The sequence below is a fragment of the Gemmatimonadaceae bacterium genome (assembly GCA_019637445.1).
Taxonomy (GTDB): domain Bacteria; phylum Gemmatimonadota; class Gemmatimonadetes; order Gemmatimonadales; family Gemmatimonadaceae; genus Pseudogemmatithrix.
The window spans coordinates 143827-165651 of the sequence record JAHBVS010000002.1 but is presented as its reverse complement, the minus strand read 5'-3'; the positions used below and the strand labels follow the sequence as shown (position 1 = coordinate 165651).

The window sequence follows — 21825 nt, the reverse complement described above, 5'->3', positions numbered from 1 at the left end:
CTAGATCCCGGTCAGCCCGCGCGGCTCGGGGACGCGCGCGAGCAGGTCCTCGACAATCCGCTCCGCGTCCACGCCCTCGGCCTCGGCGGCAAAGTTCGGCAACACGCGATGCCGCAGCACCGGGCGCGCCACGCGACGGATGTCGTCGGGCGAGACATTGTGCCGCCCGTCGAGCAGCGCCGCGGCCTTGGCGCCGAGAATCAACGCCTGGCCAGCGCGTGGGCCGGCGCCCCAGCGCACGAACTGCTCGACCAACGGCGTGGCTTCCCCACCCTTGGGCCGCGTCGCGCGGGCCAGGGCTGCGGCGTAGCGCAGCGCCGCGTCGGCCGCGGGAATCTCGCGCGTCAGCCGCTGCAGGTCGCGTACCTGCTGCGCGTCGAGCATCGGCTTCAGTGGCGCGTCGTCCACGCCCGTGGTCGCACGGAGGATCGAGACCTCATCGTCCGCGTCGGGATAGCCGATGCGGATGTCAAAGAGGAAGCGATCCAACTGCGCTTCGGGCAGCGGATACGTGCCTTCCTGCTCGATGGGGTTCTGCGTGGCGAGCACGAAGAACGGCTCGGGCAGTGACATCGTCTCGCCGGCGGCGGTGACGCGGTGCTCCTGCATCGCCTCGAGCAGCGCGGCCTGCGTACGCGGCGGCGCGCGGTTGATCTCGTCGGCGAGGACGATGTTGGCGAACACCGGCCCGCGCACGAAACGAAACGCGCGGTGTCCAGTCTGCGAGTCTTCCTCGAGCAGCTCGGTACCGGTGATGTCGCTGGGCACGAGGTCCGGCGTGAACTGGATGCGCCGGAAGTCGAGCGCCATCGCCTCGGCCACCGAGCGGATCATCAGCGTCTTGGCGAGGCCCGGCACGCCCACCAGCAGCGCGTGGCCGCCGGCGACAAGGGCCATCAGGATCTCATCGAGCACATCCTGCTGCCCGACGATGCGGCGGCCCACCTCGGCGCGCAGCGACGCCGCGGCGGCCAGCAGCTGTTCGCGATCAGCTGCGGTCGGAACTCGCGCGGCGGTGGTCAGCGGACGGGCCGCCGGTGGCGGTACGTGAGGAGGAAGGTCGAGCCGTCGCGGGCGCCGGCCACGCTCACGGGCGCGCCTTCATCGAGCACCTCGAAGCCGCGCAGCTTGAGCACGAACTCCTCCAGCGGGTGATGCTGCTGGCCGAAGGCCTCCAGCGCGGCCTGCTTGAGCGCGGTGACGCTGGTGTCGCTCGCACAGCGCACGGCGATGGTGTCCCAGACCTCGGGCATCTGCACGCGCACGGTGAACGCGTCCGCGGCCTCGGCGCCGAGTCCGATCAGGCCCGGGCGGGCGCGGAGGGAGTTGACGAGCGCGCTCACGCGACGGCTCCGGCGGTCGCGGCCTCGGCTGCCGGCGGCAGCGAGGCGAGGAACTGCGCGACCTGCGCGTCGAAGAGATACGACGAGGCGCTGACGGCGGTGCCGCCGGCTTCCTCGGTGGCGGCGATGACGATCTCCTCGCCGCCCTGGCCGCGGAGGCTCATCCAGTTGGGCCCCTGCTTCTCGAGGAAGGCCGCGTAAATGCCCGAGCGGCGGGCGAAGAAATCGCGCGCGGCTTCAAGGACATCGGCGGTGCTGAGGACGGTGCGCTGGTGCTGCAGGGTGCGGCCGGACTGCTGATGACGCGTCACGAGTGGTGCTCTCCTATTCGATGTCGGTCAGACACCTGAAATCTATTCGACGGTTGCGTCGATGTCGTCGGTCTGGGACTTACGCGCGGAGTGGTCCGGGCGTTCGTCCTCGAGGGCGGCCTCGGCACGGCGGAGTCGGGTGCGCAGGGCGGCACGCTCAGCCATCAGGGCCATGAGGTCTGCGCCCGCGGCCAAGAGCCCTCGGATGCCGCTGCTGCGCAGTCCGGCGGCCTCGAAATAGAACGCGGCCACGCCCAACACGCCCTCCGTGGCCTCGAGGGGGATAGCGACGAGGGAGCGAATGCCGAGCTCGCCGGCGACCTCCTGCCAGTCCTCCATCTCCGGGTCGGCGAAGACGTCCCCGACCTCGATGGTCCGTCGCTCGGCGGCGGCCTCGCCGGAGGGGCCGAAGCCGAGTCGGACGCGCATTTCGCCGAGCCAGGGCCGCCAGCGCTCGGGCCAGCCGTGGGCGGCGGCGAGGAGCATCAGTTCGCTGTTGCGGTCCAGTACGAACACGGCGCCGGCCGTGGCGCCGGCGGCCGGGCAGAGGCGGTCGAGGGCGTCCTGATAACCTTCCGCTGGGTCGATAGCCCTGGCGGCCGCGTGAGCGATGCCTCGGATGGCCTCGATGGCCTGGCTGTCCTCTTTGGTGGGCTCAGGGGCTGGCTTGAGCTGCCATCTGTTTCGGCGGGCGGGCATTCGTGTTGGGCTGGGGCTCGTGCGATTGCCACAGAGGCACAGAGACACAGAGGGTGCATCACCGCACTTCGACCTCTGTGACTTCTCTCCTGAATCTCTTAAGGGGGTGTGGCGGACAATACTGTCCGCCACACCCCCAAAGAAACTTGACCAAGATTGGCGCAGAGGCCAGCGCGTGCCCCGACCCCTCTGTGCCTCTGTGCCACTGTGGCAATCAGTTGCAGTTAGTCCGCGTACAGCCGAGCCGCCAATGAGTCGCGCAGAGTCATCGTGATCGGTCCGACCACACCGCCAGCCACGGGTCGCTCGTCGAGCGTGACGATGGCCTGCACGTCGGTGGTGGTGCCGCAGACGAAGAGCTCCTGCACGTTCGGCAGCTCGCGCAGCGTGAACGGGCGCTCCTCGCAGCGGATGCCGTGTTCGCGGACGATCTCCATCAGGATCGCCCGGGTGATGCCCGGGAGGATGTAGTTCGTGAGCGGGGCCGTGCGGAGGACACCATCGATGACCGCGAAGCAGTTCGTCGCCGCGCCCTCGGTGATCATGCCATCGCGATGCAGGATCGCCTCGTAGGCGCCCGCTTCCGCGGCCGCCTGCCGGGCCAGCACCGGACCCAGGAGGTTCACAGTCTTGAGGTCGCAGCGGGCCCAGCGTTGGTCTGCGTAGGTGATGCCCTTGGCGCCGCGCTGGCGCATCTGCTGATTCGGCACGAAGGCCGCGGCCGAGCCGTAGATCGTCGTGGCCGTTCCGGCGGGCGGGAAGTGATGCGTGCGCGGGGCGGCGCCGCGACTCACCTGCAGGTAGACCGTGGCCTCGCCATCGCCGAGTCCGTTCTCGGTGACGAGCCGCTCGCAGACGCCGCGCATCGTGGCCGAGTCGGCGCCGCTGGCGTCGATACGCAGGCCGGCGAGGCCCTGCGCCATCCGGGCGGCGTGCGCGTCCCAGGCGAAGATGCGCCCGTTGATCACGCGCACCACTTCATAGATGCCGTCGCCGAAGATGAAGCCGCGATCCTCCACCGGGATCATCGCGTCCGCTTTCGGGACGAACTTGCCGTTGAGATAGACGATGCTCATATGCGACTCAGCCCACCATGCGTTCGATGCCGGCGATCACCGGCGCGAAGGACAGCCCCTTGCCTGCCACGCGCTGCGCCTGCTCGTGCGCCAACTCGCGCTGGCCGTGCGCGAAGAGTTCCTCGACCATCCACGGGCCCGCACGCGGATTGCGCCACCAGTCTGCGTCGAATCGCTCGCGCAGCGATTCATCGAGCACGGCCTGCAGCTGCCAGGCGCGGAGGTAGCGGGCGGCGTAGTAGCGCGGGTCCACGTCCACGAACGCATCACTGCGCTGGTAGCGGAAGCCCGTCGCGTCCGAGAGCGTCTGCACGAAAAGGTCCGGCAGCGCACTCCACGCCACCGTACCAGAGTGCAGTTGCGTCTCGTAGATGAGCTTCGCGCAGTAGCGTCGCACGAAGTGCAGTTCCTCAAAGCCCATATACCGCAGGAACTCGCCGAGTTCTGTCTTGCCGAGTCCGCTGTAACGCGCGAGCCAGCCACGGTCCTTGAGGCGATGGTCGAAGAGCATCGCGTAGCCTTCGGTGACCGAGTTGTCGCCGAGCCAACGGAACTCGAAGGGCAGCGCGCGGTCCATGTTGGCGAAATGCAGCGCGTGGCCGAGTTCGTGGAGCAAGGTCATCCAGTCGTTCTGGCCACCGTGCGGGCGCAGCACGAGGTGCACCACGTCCGGGATGCGCACCGGCGCGCAGAACGCCCGGGGCCGCTTTCCTTCCCGCTCGGCCGTGTCGTAGCGCACGCGGCCGTTGGCGTCGGGGCTCGTGCCCATCTCCGTGACCTGGCGGCGCACCTGACGCTCCATCTCCTCGGCCGTGAAATACGGATCGAACTGCGGCGCGCGCATCAGCGCGGCGACGTCGGCGCGCGTGGCGTCGGTGGGCGTGAGGTCGAGGCCACGCTTGAGGAACTCAGGGAAGATCTCGTCCCACATGGCCTGCGTGTCGCGCAAGAAGGCCTCGCACTCGGCGCGCAGGGCGTCGAGCGAGACGCCGCTCAGGGCTTCCCAGCTGGCGTTGTAGCCCGTGGCGATGCCGAAGGACGCGACCAGCTCGTGTTCGCGCTGGAACTTCTCGAGGCGCATCGGGGCCAGCTCGCGCTCGACCAATGTGGAGCGGGCGTTGTCGAGCGCGCGACGCGTAGCGGCGTCACGCGTGTTGCCCAGCGTGATCGGCACTTTCTGGTAGGGCTGCTCGGCACCGTCCGGTGTGCGGACGACGGCCTTGTTCTCCCAGGCAATCTCGCGCTCGTCCAGTGCGGCGAGCTCGCGACCGATGCGGGATTCGATCAGCCAGTCGAGCAGGATGCGGGACGAGCGATGGGCGGCGGCGCTGGCCGACTCGGCAAAGGCGCCGGCGGTGGTCGCAGCGCCTGGGCGAGTGCCCGCGCCAGCACCCGAACCGCCATCAGTCGGCTGCGTCGCCTTGAACAGCTCCAGAGCCTGCGCAAACGCCTCGTCGTTGTACGCGGCCTCGTGCGCCGCATAGATCGGCTGAAGCTTCGGCTCCCCCTTCAGCCCCGCATACGCGGCGTGGTACTCCTCGGAGATGGCCTCGAGGAAGGCCTCGCCGCGCTGCCGGAGGGCGTCGAGCGACTCGTCGCGGTCAGCCATCGACGAGCGACGCACGCGCGCTCGCGTGGTCGGCCTCGATGTACTTGCCGATGATCTCAACCACCTTCGACGTCGAGACGCGGATCTGGCCCATGTCGTCGCGGAATCGGATCGTCACGTCGTCGTTGGCGGTGGAGTCGCCGTCGATGGTGATGCCAAACGGCGTGCCCGCTTCATCCTGCCGGCGATACCGCCGGCCGATCGCGCCCGCTTCGTCGTAAAACACGTTGAACTTCTTCCGCAGCGCCGTCGCTAGCTTCTCGGCCATCTCCGGCTGTCCGTCCTTCTTGGTCAGCGGGAACACGCCGGCCTTGATCGGCGCCAACGCGGGATGGAAGCCCAGCACCGTGCGGCCTTCCTGCTCGCCGGGGACGGCCTCTTCGCGCAGGGCGTTGACCATCACCGCGAGCGTCACGCGGTCCGCGCCGACGGAGGTCTCGATCACGTACGGCAGATAGCGCTTGTTGGCCGCCTGGTCCACGTACTCCAGCTTCTTCGACGAGAACTGCTGGTGCTGGGAGAGGTCAAAGTCGCTGCGGTTGTGCACGCCCTCGATCTCCTGGAAGCCCAGCGAGCCACCGAAGTCGAAGTTGATGTCGAAGGCCGCGCGCGCGTAGTGCGCGAGTTCCTTGTCGGTGTGTTGGTGGAACTCGAGGCGGTCGCGCTCGAGGCCGAGGCCGAGGTGCCAGTCGAGCCGCGCCTGCTTCCACTTCTCGAACCACTCCATGTCCGTGCCCGGCTCGACGAAGAACTGCATCTCCATCTGCTCGAACTCGCGCGTGCGGAACGTGAAGTTCCCGGGCGTGATCTCGTTGCGGAACGCCTTGCCGATCTGCGCGATGCCGAAGGGCACCTTCTGGCGCGTGGCCTGCTGCACGTTCAGGAAGTTCACGAAGATGCCCTGCGCCGTCTCGGGGCGCAGGTAGACCACGGCCGCCGAGTCCTCGACGGGGCCCATGAAGGTCTTGAACATCAAGTTGAACTGCCGCGGCTCGGTGAGCTGGCAGTCTGTGTGCTCGCCCGGCTTCTTGCTCGGCTTTCTGGGGCACTGGGCGTCGGCGAGCTTGTCGGCGCGGAAGCGCGCCTTGCAGGCCTTGCAGTCCACCAGCGGGTCAGAGAAGCCGGACACGTGGCCGGAGGCTTCCCAGACCTTGGGATGCATCAGAATCGCGGCGTCGAGGCCCTCGACGTCATCGCGCTCGCGCACGAGGGCGTTCCACCAGCGCTGCTTGACGTTGTTCTTGAGCTCGACGCCCAGCGGGCCGTAGTCCCAGACGGATCCGGTGCCGCCGTAGATCTCGGAGGACTGGAAGATGAAGCCGCGGCGCTTGGCGAGGCTGACGAGGGTTTCGAGGACGTCGGGGCGTGACACTGCGGACGGAGGACGGAGGTCGAAGGACGAACGCGATGGATGCGGGAATCTAACGTCCTGCTGGCGACCTGCCCGGTGCGCGGATATGCTCCCCCGACAAGGTCCAAGCCGCCTCCCTTGCCGACCACGCCAGCCCCTCCGCCTGCAGGGCCCAGCACTCCTCTCGCGAGGGCGCTGGGCTGGCTCACGCCCCCGGGCAACAGCAGCGTTCGGCTGCGGCGTCTCCTCACGGTCGTCGTTGGCACCTGTGCGATCGCCACGGTGACCATGGTTCCCCTGGCCCTGCTGCTGCCCGAGACCGCCGGCCGCCGCCTGAGCGCGCTGGCCGTGCTCCTCGTGGTCGCGGCGGTGGTCGTCGCCGTGGCCCGCAGCGGCCGCGTGGCGCTGGCCAGCTGGCTGCTGATCGCGGGGCTGCTGGCCCTCGTCACGGAGCGCGCCTGGTTCAACGGCGGGCTGTACTCGGTGATGCCGGCCTATCTCATCGTCTTCGTGCTGATGGGCAGCGTGTTGCTGCAGCGGCGGGGAGCGATTGCCGCGGCAGCGGCTGGCGCCGTCATCGCCGGCGTGTTCGCCCTCGGACACCTCTCGGGCTGGATTCTCCCCGCGAGCGGCAGTGAGCCTCCGTTGGCCGTGCTGATCCAGACGCTGCTCGTCATCGGCGTCTCCCTGCTACTGCAGGGCATGGCAGCCGCCGCATTCCAGGGCGCGCTGAACAGGGCCGAGTCGGAGATCCGCGAGCGCGCCGCGACCCAGGCGCGGCTCGACCTCGCACTCGAGCTCGGCGAGATCGGCATTTGGACCTATGACTTGGCGACCGGCCAGTTCCACGTCGATGAGCGGACGCTCAGAGCGCGCGGTATCGCTGGGACCGAACGCCGCAGCTTTGATCGCGCGGAATGGCGCAGCTGGATTCATCCCGAGGACCGCGACCAATCCTGGGCGGAATTCGAGCTCACGCTGAGACACGGCGCTCCGCTGCACATCGCGCTGCGCACGCTGGGAGCCGACGGTGCGACCCGACACATCGTCAGCTCCGCGACCCCCATTCGCAATGCTGCCGGCGACATCACACAGATCCTCGGCATCAGCGTCGATGTCACCGACCGCACCGTGGCCGAGCTCGAGCGCGCGCGACTCGTGCACGACCTTGGCGAACGGGTGAAGGCGTTGCGCCTGCTCCACGCCACGGCCGTCACCTCGCAGCGCGCGTGGTCGGATACGCGCGAGCTGCTCGGGCACGTGGTGGCATTGATGCCCGCCGCTTGGCAGTACCCGGAGTGCACCGAAGCGCGCATTGTGCTCGGCGAGGTCGAGGTCGCAACGCCCGGCTGGCGCGAGACCGCCTGGATGCAATCTGCCCCGCTCACGGCGATTGGGCGGAGCGGCTCCGTCGCGGTGGCCTACACGGAGCAGAAGCCCGACGCGGACGAAGGTCCGTTTCTCCGGGAGGAACGCGATCTCCTCGCCTCGCTGGTCGAGATGCTCTCCGCCGTGCTCGAGAGCCGCCAGACGCAGCAACTGCTGGAGGAGCAGGTGGACAAGCGCACCGAGGAACTGCACCAGGCGCGCCAGCGGCTCGCCGAGCAGCTGCACCAGCTGCAGGACCTCGAGCGACTGCGCGACGACCTGTCGAAGATGATCGTGCACGACCTCCGCGGTTTCCTCACCGTGATCATCGCCAACCTGGAGATGGCGCAGGCCGAGTCTGGCGACGGGCCCGACGGCGTGGTGATGGATGCGCTCGGCGCCGCGCAGGCCGTGAATCGGATGGCCAACACGATCCTCGACGTGAGCCGGCTCGAGTCGGGGCAGATGCCGATCAACCGCACGCCGACGGAGCTCTGCGAACTGGCGCGGGAGACGGCGCGGACCTTTGCGGTGATGGACCGCTCGCGGAGCATCCGCTGCGAGTCAACGGTCCGCGTTACGGTCGACTGCGACGCCGACCTCGTACGGCGCGTCCTCGAGAACCTGGTGAGCAACGCGCTGAAGCACACGCCGGCAGGCGGTACCATCACGCTGGACGTGCGGGAGGATGCAGACGGCGTTGCCGTCTCGGTCCGCGACGAGGGCGACGGCATTCCGGACGACCTACGCCCGCGACTCTTCGAGAAATACGCAACGGGCCGGCACGACCCGCGGTATCACTCCTCGGGACTCGGCCTCGCCTTCTGCAAGCTGGCCGTGGAAGGCCACGGCGGAACCATCGCTGTCGCGCCGGCCGAAGGCCGCGGCAGCGTGTTCACATTCACCCTGCCGCGAGCGCCGCAGCAATCTGCGCCCCGTGCCCTCGCCCGTTCTCGATGAACACCTTGTTGGCGTCGTAGCCGCTGGCCAGCACACCGGCCAGGAACACGCCCTTCACATTGGTTTCCATCGTCGACGGGTCGTGCTTGGGGATGCCTGTCTTGTCATCGATCCGCACACCGAGCTCACGCAGCAACTCCGAGTCGGGCGTGAATCCGGTCATCAGATAGACGTGTTGGCCCGGTAGGATCCCTTCCCCGTCCGGCCCCTCGACGTGCACGCGCCCAGGCTCGATGGCCGTCACGCGCGTGTTCCAACGCACCGCGATGCTGCCGTCCTTCATCCGGTTCTCAAGATCGGGCAGCACCCAGGGCTTGATGTTCTTGTCGAAGGTCGGCCCGAAATGCACCAGTGTCACGCGCGCGCCGTGGCGATACAGATCCAGCGCCGCCTCGGCCGCTGAGTTGCCGCCGCCGACGACGATGGCCTCGCGCTGGAAGGCCTCGTGGCCCTCGCGGTAGAGGTGCGTCACGTGCGGCAGTTCCTCTCCCGGGACCTTGAGGAGATTGGGCGTCCCGAAGTAGCCGGTGGCGAGGACCACGGCGCGGGCGTGGGTGGAGACGATTTCGCTGCCGCGCGGCTTGGAGTGCAGGAGGAAGCCATCGCCCTCTCGACGGATGTGCACCACCGGCTCGTACTGCCGCACCCGAAGGCCGAGATGATTCACCACGCCGCGATAATAGGCGAGGGCGTCGCGACGCGTCGGCTTCTCGCCGGCCAGCGCGAAGGGCACATCGGCGATCGCAATCTTCTCGGCGGTGGAGAAGAAAGTGATGAACGACGGGTACGAGGCGATCGAACTCACCACGCAGCCGCGGTCAAACACCACGGCCGGAATGCCGATCTTCTCGATGGCCGCGGCCGCCGCGAGACCACAGGGCCCTGCCCCGACCACGGCCACCGGCAGCGGGCCGGCGTCCTTCACGGCGTGCAGCACCGCGCGGTCGGGGCCGGTGCTGCTCACAGCCCGATGATGCAGGCGGAGCCGGTGTCGCTCACAGCCCGATGATCTGGTCCCGGCGGGTGCCGACGCTCACGTACTGCGCCGGGCACTCCACCAGCTCGACGATGCGATCGAGATACTTTCGCGCGTTCGTCGGTAGCTCGGTCAGCTTGCGCGCGCCGCTGGTGGGCGTCTTCCACCCATCGAACCACTCGTACACAGGTTCGATGCCCTCCAGCTCGGCGATGTCGCCCGGGAACTCGCTCACCACCTCGCCGCCGATCTTATAGCCCGTGCAGAGCGCGATCTTCTCGAGATGATCGAGCACGTCGAGCTTCGTGATCGCCAGGCCCGTGAGCCCGTTCACGCGCACTGCGTAGCGCACGACGACGGCGTCGAACCAGCCGCAGCGGCGCGGACGGCCCGTGGTAGCGCCGAATTCATTGCCGACCTTCCGCAGCTCCTCACCCATCGCGTCGTTGAGCTCGGTCGGCATCGGGCCGCCACCGACGCGGGTGGTATAGGCCTTCACCACACCGATCACTGCGTCCAGCGAGCGCGGCGAGATGCCCACGCCGATGGCCGCGCCACCGGCTGTCGTGCTCGACGACGTCACGAACGGATAGGTGCCGTGGTCCACGTCGAGCAGCGAACCCTGTGCGCCCTCGAGCAGCACGGCCGCGCCCTGCTTCTGCGCGCGGTGCACGGCGAGTCCCACGTCTTCGGCGATCGCCAACAGCCGCGGCGCGATCTTCTCCAGCGCGGCGAGCGTGAACGCCGAGTCTGCGCGCTTCTCCGAACCGAAGCCCGCCAGGATGTGGTTGGCGTAGTCCGTGCCCTTCTCCACCAACGCCTTGAGGCGAGCTGGATTGCGCAGGTCGAGCACGCGGATGCCGCGGCGCGCGACCTTGTCCTCGTAGGCCGGGCCAATGCCCCGCCCCGTGGTGCCGATGGCCTTGCTGGCGGCGCTCTCCTTGTCCACCAGCTTGTGGTAGGGCATCACGAGATGCGCGCGGTCCGACAGATAGAGCCGGCCCGCGACGTCCACGCCATTCGCCACCAGCGCGTCGACCTCCTCGAACATCGACTCGGGATCCAGCACCACGCCGTTGCCGATGGCGCAGCGCACACCGCCGTGCAGGATGCCGCTGGGCACCTGGTGCAGCACCGTGGACTCGTCACCGACGTGCACCGTGTGGCCCGCGTTGGCGCCGCCCTGGTAGCGCACAACCCAGTCGGCACGCTCGGCGAGTACGTCCACCAGCTTGCCCTTGCCCTCGTCGCCCCACTGGGCGCCGACGATCACGATGGTGCGAGTCTTGGTATCGAACATTCTTGGTCTGCGAGGGCGGCGAGGGGGGCGCGCGGCCGGCCCAGTGGAGGGGCGGCGAAAAACCACAAAAAAACGCCCCGGCAGGCGGGGCGTTGAAGAAATCTACGGAGAGTGCCGTCGGAGGCAACCAAGGTCTGAGTACCCCGGATCGGCGCTCACTGTTCGCCAATGAGCACGAGGCCCTCGACACGTAGGCCACGCGCAATCGGGACGCGGCCATCGAAATCGGTCGCAGCCCCGAAGGAAACCCGCCTCGCTACGATCCGCGGGTCGGCGCGAACTCAGGGTGCTGTGCCTCCAGCGAGACGTGGCGCAGATACCTCGCGAGAGAATCGATCGAGTCTCTCGAAACCCAGTCTCCCTCGACTTCAGCCTGCAAGTACACACCTCCCGACGGAATGGCCTCGATAACCGCCGCCGGGGCCTCAGCCTGCAGCGTGGACAAGCCGCCTAGTCGGTCAACCAGCGCAGAACCCAGAAGGTTGCCCAAGTACGCAGTTCGAACGTAGTCGCCAACCTCATGGCGATAACGCTGCCAGAACCCAAGCCAGGCCCAGTGCTCTCGCTCGTCGTCCGAAGGTTCACTGCCTAGCAACGATGAGGGAATCGCGTCCAACTCCATCTGAGCCTCCGCGTACGTTCTCGCGCGATGAATGAAGCCGTAGGATGCGCGAAGCTGGGCGAAGCATTCGATCGTGATCGTCGAAAAACTGCCGAGCGCACGCGTCCCGTCGCCCGGCCGAAGTATCAGCTTGACCTCGAACGGATAGGCCGCACGCCGAGACGTTACGGCGGTCGACAACCAGAGATCCACTTCAAGGCGAGAACCTTCCAACGCATCGCCCTCAAAATCCAGCATTACGGCTGACAGTTCGCCAGCAGCTGCATCCGCAATCAGAGTCCGCTCGATTTCGGTAGTTAGGCGAACTCGTCGCGACGGACGGGTCGACTCGCGCCGCACATGTTTGCACCCAACGACCGTCCGGCGACCAGATGCAGCGCTCAGACTCTGTATCAGGCCAGCGAGATGAGTGGAACGCTCCGAAAAATCTGTTGAGTGATAGATGATGGAGGCTAGCATCGGCGATCAAGGGTCATAGTACTTGGCACGAAACTCGTACGTGCATTCCGGGCACTGCTGCGCAGCGGCGCGCTCGTACTTCCTCGCTGACGCGGCTGCCGCCCGCCGTCCGCTCTCGGTGTTGGGTTTGAGGTCCTCAACGATAATGTGGTTGCCGTCGCGTTTCCACGCATCAGGTCTCAAGCGTTCCTTCCCAAGGGTCTTGTTGACGTTCCAGCCTCCCTCGGCAGTCTTCTCCGCGAAGTAAGCGTCATGCGCTTGGTTGCCGCGCCGCACCGCCGCCGCGACACGTGCGTTGCGCATTCCTGCCCCGGCGACCGCCGGAACCATCGGAACGACCGCTGCGACGACGTCGATCGCGAGTGCGAGACCGTTCCCGATCCCTAGCCCGTTCTTCTTGATGTCGGCGATTCCTGCGACGATCATGGCAACATCGAAGAGGCAGTCTGGACATAGCCCAAACGGATCGCCCGAGTTGACGGGGTCGCCATCCCCATATCCGTACAGATTCAGCCCGCCCGCGAGCCCGATCGGGTCCTCCTGCGTGAATCGACCCGTCTGCGGATCGTAGTATCGATTTCGGCGATAGAGCAGCCCCGTGGCATCAGCCTGATCGCTCACGAGGCTCCCCCACCAGCTGTTGGTCTGTGGGGGGCTGGTCCTCGCATCTGGAGCGTGCCGAATGTCGACCTGCGCAGCTGGCCAAACGGGTTCGTAGCCGAGTGTCGTTCCCGAGATCTGGATCTCGCCTGCTGCGTTCCCGCGCCAGTTTCGAATGATCGAGAGCCCGACCCCGCTGCCGTTCCAGACCAGCAGAGGCACGTCGATGGCGCCCGCCTGCATGTTCCGTCGCTGGCCGTACCACGCATCGTTCGAGGGAGAAACGTCTAGCGTTGCTGGCGACAGATTCCAGGCCGCAGGCCGCCGCGACTCCCAGAGAAGGAAGTCACCGTCCCACGCGGCGCGCGTCAGCGACTGCTGGCACGCCTCAGGATGCGGGCTGGTGGTCGGAGGATCACCGCAACCAAGCGTGTCTGCGTACGTGTGCGCCAGCACCCGACGCCCCAGCGCGTCATACCAATAGTCGTGCGTCTGCGCTACGCCACCAACAGTGTCATTGACAACCCGATACTGCTGGACCCGTCGGGGCTTCTCGTTCGCATCGTAGAAGTTCCAGGTCCAGAGATGGCCGCCAGTCGCACGCGAGAACGTATCCTCGCACATGACTGGGGTCCAGACGCGTCGAATGCTCTTCTGAGTCGCAACGTTGCCGGAGGCGTCGTAAGTGATATTCTGGAGTTCACCCGCTCCCGTGGACACCCATGTTAGCCTGCCCGACAGACCTGCGTTTCGTACTCGACCGGCGAGCGGAAGCCCAGTGACGAGTGTCGCCGCTCCCGATTGTACCACGCCTCGATGAAGGTGCCAAGCTCGTGGCGCGCGTCCTCGCGCGTCTCGAATACGCCGTCATCGAGCAGCTCCTTCGTCAGCGTCGCGAAGAAGCTCTCCACCACCGCGTTGTCCCAGCAGTCGCCCGTCCGACTCATGCTGCAGACCATGCCGCCGTCCCGGAGCGCCCGCTGGTAGGCCGCGCTCGCGTACTGCGATCCCCGGTCGGAGTGGTGCAGCGCGCCGCAGGCCCCGCGGCGCCAGCGCGCCATCTTGAGCGCCGCGAGCACCAGCTCCTGATCGAGCCGGACGCTCGTCGCCCAGCCGACGACGCGGCGGGACGCCACGTCGAGGATCACGGCCAGGTAGAGCCATCCTTGGTGCGTGGGGATGTAGGTGATGTCGGCCGCCCAGCGGCGATTGAGGTCCGTCCGGGTGCCGACCGCGAAACGCCGGCCGAGCCGGTTGGGCGCGACGGGCTGCGTGTGCTCGGAGTTCGTCGTCACCACGAAGCGGTGCGCGCCTTTCGCCCGCAGCCCCGCGAGCCGCATCAGCCGCGCCACGCGCTTCTCGCTGCACACGTGGCCCTCTGCCCGGAGCTCGCGGCAGAGCCGTGGGCTGCCGTAGCGCCGGCGCAGTCGGTAAAAGTGCTTCCGCACGTGCACTAGCAGCGCCGCGTCCGACTGTCGGCGCTTGCTGAACGGCTCCGCCCGCCACTTGAGCCGGCCCTCGACACCCCGAGCACGCGGCACAGCGTGCTTACGCGCCACGTGCGGGCGTGCGCGCGGATGAACGCATACTTCAGCGGGCATCCCTGGCGAAGAAGGCCGTCGCTTTTTTTAGGATGTCGCGCTCCTCCTTCAAGCGCGCGTTCTCGCGCCGCAGCTCGCGGTTCTCCTCCGCCAACGTCTTGGGACGCTGGTCCGGCTCCGCATACCCCGCCACCCGCGCGTCGCGGCGCCAATTGCGGAGCGTCTCCACGTGCACGCCCAGCTCCTGCGCGAGCGCCCGGATCGGGGTCGAGCCCTCCAGCACCCGTCGCAGCGCCTCCTCCCGGAACTCCAGGCTGTACGCCTTCGGCTGCTTCTTCCGCATGGATCACCTCCTGTCCAGAAGCTCTCTCTGGACCGTTGCGGTGTCCACTAAATCGGGTGAACATCACCCCACCACGCGATCGAACTGCGATACGAGTTCTCTCCAGCTACGGGCGACTGCACTGCGAGCCTGTCAGCGTCAGCGAAGTGCCGGGACTGCGATGTAGAGGCAAAGATAAACGACCGTATGGGTCATCACTGAGACCTCGAGCCCTCTGGACCAGTAGAGCCAGCCATACATGACGCCGGCAATCATGTTCACGGTCAGCACGCGCGCAACGGTGAACGGATCATCCATACTGCTGAGGTGCCACCACAGGCCGGTGATCGCCGCCGCCGCGAGAGTGCCACACCACTGCGCCTACTCTTTCGGCTTCTCCACGACGCGAGAGAGCGCGAGATATGCCAACCACGCAATGAACGTGGCGAGCATGAGGCGAAACATCACTTCTTCAAGCACGCCTCCGAACAGTGACACGAAGACGCGGGATACAACCGCGGGATGATCGTCGAGCGAGGGCATGCGGCCAATCGTGGCCCCGTAGAACAGCAGGACGTCAACGGCGACGATCAGTAGCGCAGTGAAAATGCCGAACACCGGAACGAGGCGCAGGTCTCGGAGCAGATCTGGCCGCGTGCGACCGGACGGTGCGGCGAGCCCAAGCGGCGTTCCCAGTCCAAGCGGGCGGGGTGGCCAAAGTAGTTTCATTGCGTCTCGCGGTAATCCATGGCGTCAAAGTCGTAATGCGGCACTCACCGAGGTGAGCACTCGACCGAGTATCGCAACTCCGCCATTCCTTCGCCAATCATGCGGGCGCCACGGAGCCGGAGTGTGGGACTCAGCACCTGCCGAGGGAACAGCGGCTTGCCGCGCCCGAGCGTGACGGAACCGACCTGGATGATGAGCTCGTCCAGCAGGCCCGCATCGTAGAACTGGCCCGCGAGTTCACCGCCACCAACGACCCAGCGATTGCGTTGACCCGCCGCAGCGACCATCGCGGCATGCACGGGCGGGACCGGTCCCTGCACAAAGCGGAGGTCAGCGCCCGGGACCGTAGGAAGCCGGCGAGTGGTATAGACCCACGTCGGCTGGGTGTAGGGCCAGCGTGAGCCCGTCTGCGCGGCAACCGTGGCGACATTCCGCAGAATCCACTCGTAGGTGGCGGATCCCATGGCCAGCGCACCGACCTGAGCGAAGAACTCCGGGTAGCCGGTGGCATTCAAGTCGGCGAGCGGGAACAGCCAGTCGATCGAGTGGTCATCGGTGGCGAGGAACCCATCAAGGCTCGCAGCCGTATAGTACTGTGTTCTCATGGAGATGTGTGGACGGCCCGCAAGGCGTCAGCTTCTGCAGCGGGCGCTCCAATAACATGCGCGCGCAGCGCGCTTCCATAGACGCCCGTCTGCAGCAATCATCGCCATTCCGGCGCCTCGCGAACGTTGCGACCAGAGGGCCCGCCGCGCAACGGAACGATGACGGGCCGCACCCGAGTCGGGCGTATGCTCGGCGCTGCCCGGTCCCGGAGCGCGCGGTGGGCATCGTGGCCTGCTTGAAGACGCACGGCAAGGGGCAAACTGGCATCCGCACCTCCATCCGCTCGTCACCGACGGCGGCTTTCGGCCCGACGGGACGCTCGTCGCATGGGCCGTGCATGACACCGCTCCGTTGACCGAGGCGTTCCGCCGCGCCGTGCTCCGGCGCTTCAGCCTGGATCTGTTCGACACCGCGCAGGCGGCGGCGTATCGCTCCGACAAGTCGGAGGGGCCAACGGCGGGGACCGAGACCGTGGACCCGCTGGAGTTCCTGGCCCGGGAGCTGGTCCACACCCCTGAGAAGGGGCACGTCACCACGCGCTGCTACGGCTGGTCTGCCAGCCGCCCGCGCGGGATGCGACGGCAGGCGGAGTCCACGGCCATGGCGGTGCCGCCGCCGATCGTGCCCGCGGGACGACTCGCGCCAGATCTGTAAAGTCGCCCCCCTCGCGTGCCCATCCTGCCACGGCACGATGCGGATCGTCGCCTTCATCACGCAGGCGTCGGTGATCGACCGGATCCTCACGCACCTCCGCGCACGCGCGTCCACGGCCGCACCTTGCGGCGCGCGGTGTTCCTCCTCGACCCGAAGACCGTCCGGACTGGGCGCCGCGCGCCAAGCGACGGCAGCCTCCCGCGCCCCCCGAGCACGGCCCCGACGCCCCGCCGCAACCCGTTCATCGGTGCTCGCGCGGTCGGCGATCGGACGGTGTACTCGACCGACCCCGATTGCACGTCCTATCCCGCTATAGTCTGTGCGGGGCCGGCGTGACCGGTGGTCGGGTCGCTGCACAGCCTTGCGGGGGCGCAGTCCGGCAGATATACTTGACATAAATCATGTCAACTGTCGATTTGCTGTCAGGTATTGCCCGAGTCCCGATCAGCTACTTCGTCTACTCGGCGTTCAGCTACTACGGCGGGCGCCACGGCGGACAGCTGCCCGGCAGCTGGTTCGTGCGCGCCCTGACTGCGCTCGGCCGAAACGAGGACGCCGTGCGGCAAACGCTCTACCGCATGGAGCAGGATGGTGAGCTGATCGGCCGCAGGGCGCGGCGCACCAAGTTCTATCGCCCGTCGGCGTACGCGCGCGCGGAGATCGATGCGGGAACCGAGAAACTGTTCGCCGCACGCGACGAGCGGTGGGATGGCCAGTGGACGTTCGTGCACGTCGGGCTGCGGCGGCCGGCAGTGGCGAAGCAGCGTGAACGCGTGATTGCGCTGCTGGCGGTGGAGGGGTTTGCGAGCGTGGACGCGAACCTCTACGCCCATCCACGACGGGCGGAGCGTCGCCTGTACGAGGCGTTGCCAGCGGCCAGCAGGCGGGAAGTCGTCATTCTACGCGGCGTGCCGGGCAACGCCGAATCCACCGCCGCCCTCACGGCCCTCTGGAAGGTGGGGGAGCTGGGACGGCGGTACGCAAAGGTCGAAGCGCAGCTTCAGAGACTCGAGCGGACCGCAGCACGGAGAATCGACGACGCCGACGCGTTCCGATGGCGATTTGCCGTCGTCTTCGGATTCCTCGGCGTTGCGTGGGACGACCCGAACGTGCCGGGGGAACTGCTCCCGCCGGATTGGCCCGGTGAGCGCGCGCGCGATCTGGCGGCGCGCCTCTATCGGAAGCTGCTGCCGGGCGCGGTGCGATACGGCGACGCGATTTACGCCGAAACCGAAGCCTCAACTATCACCGAGGGAGCGTCACGATGAAGCCTGCATTCACTTCCGCACTGGTTGCTCTGACCACCATGAGCATGTGGCCGGCTTTGGTGGTGGAGCAGACCTGCGCGCCGGGCGTCCCCGTCGCATTCGTCGGCGCCGACGTGCTGACGATGATCGATTCTGCGCTGCTGCGGCGGCAGACGGTGCTCGTGCGCGACGGTCGCATCACCGCCATGGGGTCTGTGCAGGTGCCGCCGGACGCGTGTCGCATCGACGCCACCGGACAGGTGCTGATGCCCGGCCTGTCGGACATGCACGCGCACATGACCCGCTCATCGATTCCTCTGTTCCTCGCGAACGGCGTCACGCTCGTCCGCGAGATGAACGGAAGTCCCGCGCACATCGAGCTTCGCGACCAGATCGCGACAGGTCAGGTTGTCGGCCCGCGGCTTGTCGTCGCATCGCCGCTGCTGACTGGCATCCCACTGCGTGTCAGACACCGGCTGATCGTCTCGGAGCAGGATGCATACGAGGCGGCACATGAAGCGAAGGACGCGGGATACCAGTTCCTGAAGATCTACGACGACCTGTCGCCCGAAGCCTATGAGGCACTCGAAGCGGCTGGCCGAACGCTCGGCCTTCCGCTAGACGGCCATGTGCCAGCCAGCGTTGGCCTGAAGCGCGTCATCGCTGCGGGCCAGGCGATACAGCACACGGACAAGGTTGCGTTCGCCCTGGCCGGCCACAATCCCGATTCGGCCAGGCTGCCGGAAGCACGCGCGCTGTTCGCGGGCAAGGGCGTCTGGCTGACGCCAACTCTGGCATCGCTGCGCGCACTCGACGGCGCCGGCACATCGGAGTACGCGGCCGCGTTCGAGCGGCCGGAGATGGCCTATGTGGACTCTACGACACTGGCGTGGTGGTCGACGCTGCGGCGCGGAGACCGACGGCCGGTGAGGTTGTCGCCGTACTATCACTTCCAGACCGCGCTGCTCAAGACACTGCGCGACAGCGATACGCGCTTTCTGCTGGGAACGGATGCTCCGAATCCACTGATGGTCCTCGGATTCTCGGTGCACGATGAGCTGGAGACACTGGTGCGTGACGCGGGCTTCACCAGATGGGAAGCGCTCGTCGCAGCAACGCGCAACCCGGCGATGTTTCTCGGCGATTCGACAGGTGGGATCATTCGCGTGGGAGCGCGGGCCGACCTTATTCTTCTCCGGGGCAACCCGCTGAAAGACCTCGCCACGCTTCGCGCCCCAGTTGGTGTGATGGCCGCGGGATGGTGGCTCGATCGGGTGCGACTGGACGAGATGCTGGCCGAAGCAAAGGCGAGATAGCCTGCAAGCAGGCTTGCCGAGCGAAGCTCGGAATCGACATATGCCACGCTGCAACCCCAGGGGACCGAATGGAGACATCCAAAGTGATCGTGCCACTCGCGGACCTCCAAAGGAGATCGCACCTTCGCGTGCTCTTCTGCGCCGTCGTCGCCGGGTGTTCATATGCAGCGCTGGCGTTCGCCGCATCGACCTTCTGAGCCCAGGGCGCATAACGTGCGCTTGTGCCGCAGCCGGTTGTCAGCCCATCAAGTCACGTTAGGCGGTACGGCGTGAAGCGAGAACCATTGCTAGCGGCACCGGGACGGGGGCAAGCTGGGGGGCGCTGATCCCCCGGACGCCCAGCCACGAAGGGCACGCGCTCATCCTCGACAACGATGCGATCGGTGACGAGCTGCCGAACCGCCGTCGCCTCGCGTCGGGCGGGTGTGAAGCGTCGGCGACGGAGCGCCCGCAGGGCCGCCTCCCCGAACTCCGGCGAGGTCGCAAAGAGTACGCGCGCGCGCTCGAGAGCAGGTACACCGCGCTCGTCGACCACGAATTCGAGTTCGGCGACGAGGCATTGAATGCCGTCTGGAAATACCACCCCTGTGGGGCGCCCGCCTCCACGCGGGCGGGCTGGCGTCTCGACCTCGCAAGCCGCAAACACCGGCTGTGATCCGAATCGCACGGAGTCTGGCGGCACGGCGGCGCACTCGACCGCCGGTGTCTGCGCTGCGAGGGCGTGCCACGGGAGCAGGAAGAGGAGGAGGCCGAAGACTCTCACTGCGCATCTCCTATGACACGAAGGTCTCTGATGTCCGGTGAATTCAAGCAATCAATGCAACGGCTTCGTCGAACACTTCCGCCGGCGTGTGGAAGTCGAGCGTCTTGCGGGGCCGGCCGTTGAGCCGGTCGGCGACGGCGTCGAGCTGCCGCTGCGTAACGTTGGCGAGGCTCGCGCCGGTCGGGAAGTACTGCCGCAGCAGGCCGTTGGTGTTCTCGTTCGTGCCGCGCTGCCAGGGACTGTAGGGGTCGCAGAAGTAGACCTGCACGCCGGTGGCCACGGCGAAACGCCGGTGGTGCGCGAGCTCCGTGCCGCGGTCCCAGGTGAGGGAGCGCGTGACGTGCGTCGGCAGCCGGCGGATCTGCCGGATGAGCGCGGGCACCACCTGGCTCGGCTCCTTGCTCGCGACCTTCACGAGGATGGCGAAGCGCGAGCTGCGCTCGACGAGCGTGGCGATGTGCGTGTTGCCGCCGCCCGCGAGGAGGTCGCCCTCCCAGTGGCCCGGCACGGCGCGGTCCGCGGCCTCCGCCGGGCGCGCGCTGATGGGGACGGCGTCGACGATCTGGCCGCGCCCCTGCCCCTTGCGCGTCGACGCGCGGGAGCGCCGCACGACGCGCCCCGTGCGGAGGTGCGTGAGCAGCTCCTTCTTGAGCACGCCGCGCGCCTGGACGTAGAGCGAGCGATAGATCGTCTCGTGCGACACCTGCAGCTCCGGCGCGTGGGGGAACTCGCGGCGCAGCCAGCCGCTGATCTGCTCCGGCGACCACTGGGCCTTGAGCTTCACGGCAATGAGATAGCGCAGGCGCGGCCGGGACGCGAGGCGGCAGGCCTTCGGCCGGCGCGCGAACTCCCACGCGCGGCCGTCGGCGCGAATCGCACGGTACCTCGTGCGGCCGCCGTGCCGCGCGACCTCACGGCTGATGGTCGACGCCGCGCGGCCGAGGCGACGCCCGATGGCGCGGAAGGACTCGCCCGCGGCCAGCGCCCGCGAGACGACCTCGCGCTCCTCGAACGACAGCACGCGCTCCGAGCGGGCGCGGAGGCGCGGCGAGATGCCGCCCTCCAGGCGGATCACGCCGTGGACGGCGCCGGGGTTCTTGGCGAGGTCGGCGGCGATCTCACGGATCGAGTCGCCGGCGCGGTAGCGCCGCCAGAGCTCGGTGCGCTGCTGCCAGGTGTAGCCGTGCGCGCTGGGGATGAACATCGCAACTGCCTCCATATAGAAGGGACCCATGAAGGTGTTGCATCGACCCTTTGAACCCAGTCCGCCTAACGTTTGCTTCAGCTGTGGCCGTTCAAATAAGACGCGGCGGCGGGGCCGCCGCAAACACCTCGCCCTAGGCCAACAGGCGGCGGCCCCGCCGCCGCCTCCGACGCACGGCCATCTGCTGCAAGCGTCGTTAGGGCGTCGCGCGCGGCACCATAAGCGCTGCTAGTCTCCAGGTGCGCAGGCCGCAGCTGCCACTGGTCACGCGAAGTCCCGTTCTCACCCAGGTCTCGTACGCCGGATGCGAAATGGAAATGTCATAGACGCCAGGGCGTCCCACCGCGCTCTCCACGTGAAGCCAACCGTAAGCTGATGTGTCAACTGGCACGACAAGAGAGTCGAGGAAGCCGTCCGCACGCTGCGTCAGCGTGAAGCCCGCTGCGTTCACCTCGGACCAGGCAGTGTCCGTGACCCGCACCTGAATCGAGGGGCGGTCCCAGTTTGGGGCGCCGCCGTTGCACACGGTCAAGTTGTCCGGATTGCAGCTTGCGAGCCCGAAGGACGCCACAACTGCGCTCGAAACGCGGGCAACCCAGCGCCAGCCTGACGGAGCCGCAAGGATGAGGGGCCGTTGTCGCATCGCTGAGAACTACCCGTGCACATTGTCGGCGGTCACGAACGCAAACCGACCGCCCTAACGTGAATTAGCAAGCAGCATCATTCACACCTACAAGTGCATCTCGCACGCGCCAGGTGCTATATGCAC

21 protein-coding genes are annotated in these 21825 nt (G+C 67.5%); 4 read left to right on the top strand and 17 right to left on the bottom strand.

Annotation, left to right across the window (positions count from 1 at the left end):
• The 7 genes from KF709_10965 to KF709_10935 all read right to left on the bottom strand — a co-directional run bounded on the left by KF709_10965 (position 1) and on the right by KF709_10935 (position 6410).
• Positions 1-897: an AAA family ATPase gene (locus tag KF709_10965; protein MBX3174924.1), complete on the bottom strand. Its 897-nt coding sequence runs from the start codon at positions 895-897 to the stop codon at positions 1-3.
• A 122-nt stretch (positions 898-1019) separates the two neighbouring features.
• Positions 1020-1343: a hypothetical protein gene (locus KF709_10960; GenBank protein ID MBX3174923.1), complete on the bottom strand. Its 324-nt coding sequence runs from the start codon at positions 1341-1343 to the stop codon at positions 1020-1022.
• Positions 1340-1654: a hypothetical protein gene (locus KF709_10955; protein MBX3174922.1), complete on the bottom strand. Its 315-nt coding sequence runs from the start codon at positions 1652-1654 to the stop codon at positions 1340-1342. Before KF709_10955 ends, KF709_10960 begins: the two co-directional genes overlap by 4 nt.
• 42 nt (positions 1655-1696) lie before the next feature.
• On the bottom strand, positions 1697-2353 hold the full coding sequence (locus KF709_10950) for a GAF domain-containing protein (protein MBX3174921.1): 657 nt from the start codon (positions 2351-2353) through the stop codon (positions 1697-1699).
• Between the two features lie 224 nt (positions 2354-2577).
• The gene (locus tag KF709_10945; protein ID MBX3174920.1) at positions 2578-3429 is read right to left on the bottom strand and encodes an aminotransferase class IV; all 852 of its coding nucleotides are present in this window, start codon (positions 3427-3429) and stop codon (positions 2578-2580) included.
• 7 nt (positions 3430-3436) lie between these two features.
• Positions 3437-5038: a hypothetical protein gene (locus KF709_10940; GenBank protein ID MBX3174919.1), complete on the bottom strand. Its 1602-nt coding sequence runs from the start codon at positions 5036-5038 to the stop codon at positions 3437-3439.
• Entirely contained in the window at positions 5031-6410 is a 1380-nt protein-coding gene (locus tag KF709_10935; protein ID MBX3174918.1) for a glycine--tRNA ligase, read from the bottom strand. The genes KF709_10940 and KF709_10935 overlap by 8 nt, the downstream gene beginning before the upstream one ends.
• A gap of 261 nt (positions 6411-6671) precedes the next feature.
• On the opposite strand from KF709_10935, the gene KF709_10930 reads away from it, so the two are divergent.
• The gene (locus KF709_10930; protein MBX3174917.1) at positions 6672-8717 is read left to right on the top strand and encodes a PAS domain-containing protein; all 2046 of its coding nucleotides are present in this window, start codon (positions 6672-6674) and stop codon (positions 8715-8717) included.
• On the opposite strand, the gene KF709_10925 is transcribed toward KF709_10930, so the two are convergent.
• The 9 genes from KF709_10925 to KF709_10885 all read right to left on the bottom strand — a co-directional run bounded on the left by KF709_10925 (position 8659) and on the right by KF709_10885 (position 15871).
• Positions 8659-9681 (bottom strand): YpdA family putative bacillithiol disulfide reductase, encoded by a 1023-nt coding sequence (locus tag KF709_10925; protein ID MBX3174916.1) that lies wholly within the window; start codon positions 9679-9681, stop codon positions 8659-8661. The genes KF709_10930 and KF709_10925 overlap by 59 nt on opposite strands.
• 31 nt (positions 9682-9712) lie before the next feature.
• On the bottom strand, positions 9713-10993 hold the full coding sequence (locus tag KF709_10920) for an adenylosuccinate synthase (GenBank protein ID MBX3174915.1): 1281 nt from the start codon (positions 10991-10993) through the stop codon (positions 9713-9715).
• A 256-nt stretch (positions 10994-11249) separates the two neighbouring features.
• Positions 11250-11852, bottom strand: coding sequence for a hypothetical protein (locus KF709_10915; GenBank protein ID MBX3174914.1), 603 nt, complete (start codon positions 11850-11852; stop codon positions 11250-11252).
• Positions 11853-12080: 228 nt separating this feature from the next.
• The gene (locus tag KF709_10910; protein ID MBX3174913.1) at positions 12081-13298 is read right to left on the bottom strand and encodes an RHS repeat-associated core domain-containing protein; all 1218 of its coding nucleotides are present in this window, start codon (positions 13296-13298) and stop codon (positions 12081-12083) included.
• A 101-nt stretch (positions 13299-13399) separates the two neighbouring features.
• Positions 13400-14215: an IS3 family transposase gene (locus KF709_10905; GenBank protein ID MBX3174912.1), complete on the bottom strand. Its 816-nt coding sequence runs from the start codon at positions 14213-14215 to the stop codon at positions 13400-13402.
• A gap of 49 nt (positions 14216-14264) precedes the next feature.
• Positions 14265-14558, bottom strand: a complete 294-nt coding sequence (locus KF709_10900; protein MBX3174911.1) for a transposase — start codon at positions 14556-14558, stop codon at positions 14265-14267.
• Positions 14559-14696: 138 nt separating this feature from the next.
• Positions 14697-14855, bottom strand: coding sequence for a hypothetical protein (locus tag KF709_10895; protein ID MBX3174910.1), 159 nt, complete (start codon positions 14853-14855; stop codon positions 14697-14699).
• A gap of 63 nt (positions 14856-14918) precedes the next feature.
• Positions 14919-15266, bottom strand: a complete 348-nt coding sequence (locus KF709_10890) for a hypothetical protein (GenBank protein ID MBX3174909.1) — start codon at positions 15264-15266, stop codon at positions 14919-14921.
• Between the two features lie 44 nt (positions 15267-15310).
• Entirely contained in the window at positions 15311-15871 is a 561-nt protein-coding gene (locus tag KF709_10885; GenBank protein MBX3174908.1) for a dihydrofolate reductase family protein, read from the bottom strand.
• 334 nt (positions 15872-16205) lie between these two features.
• Here KF709_10885 and KF709_10880 point away from each other — a divergent pair, with 334 nt between their 5' ends.
• The 3 genes from KF709_10880 (at position 16206) to KF709_10870 (ending at position 19089) form a co-directional block, all read left to right on the top strand.
• Entirely contained in the window at positions 16206-16526 is a 321-nt protein-coding gene (locus KF709_10880; GenBank protein MBX3174907.1) for a transposase, read from the top strand.
• Positions 16527-16927: 401 nt separating this feature from the next.
• The gene (locus tag KF709_10875) at positions 16928-17794 is read left to right on the top strand and encodes a hypothetical protein (protein ID MBX3174906.1); all 867 of its coding nucleotides are present in this window, start codon (positions 16928-16930) and stop codon (positions 17792-17794) included.
• Positions 17791-19089 carry an amidohydrolase family protein gene (locus KF709_10870; protein ID MBX3174905.1) on the top strand — a complete coding sequence of 433 codons (1299 nt, stop codon included), beginning with the start codon at positions 17791-17793 and terminating at the stop codon, positions 19087-19089. The genes KF709_10875 and KF709_10870 overlap by 4 nt, the downstream gene beginning before the upstream one ends.
• Before the next feature lie 806 nt (positions 19090-19895).
• Here KF709_10870 and KF709_10865 read toward each other — a convergent pair.
• Complete coding sequence (locus tag KF709_10865; protein ID MBX3174904.1) at positions 19896-21056, bottom strand: IS30 family transposase; 1161 nt, start codon at positions 21054-21056, stop codon at positions 19896-19898.
• Positions 21057-21825 lie beyond the last annotated feature (769 nt).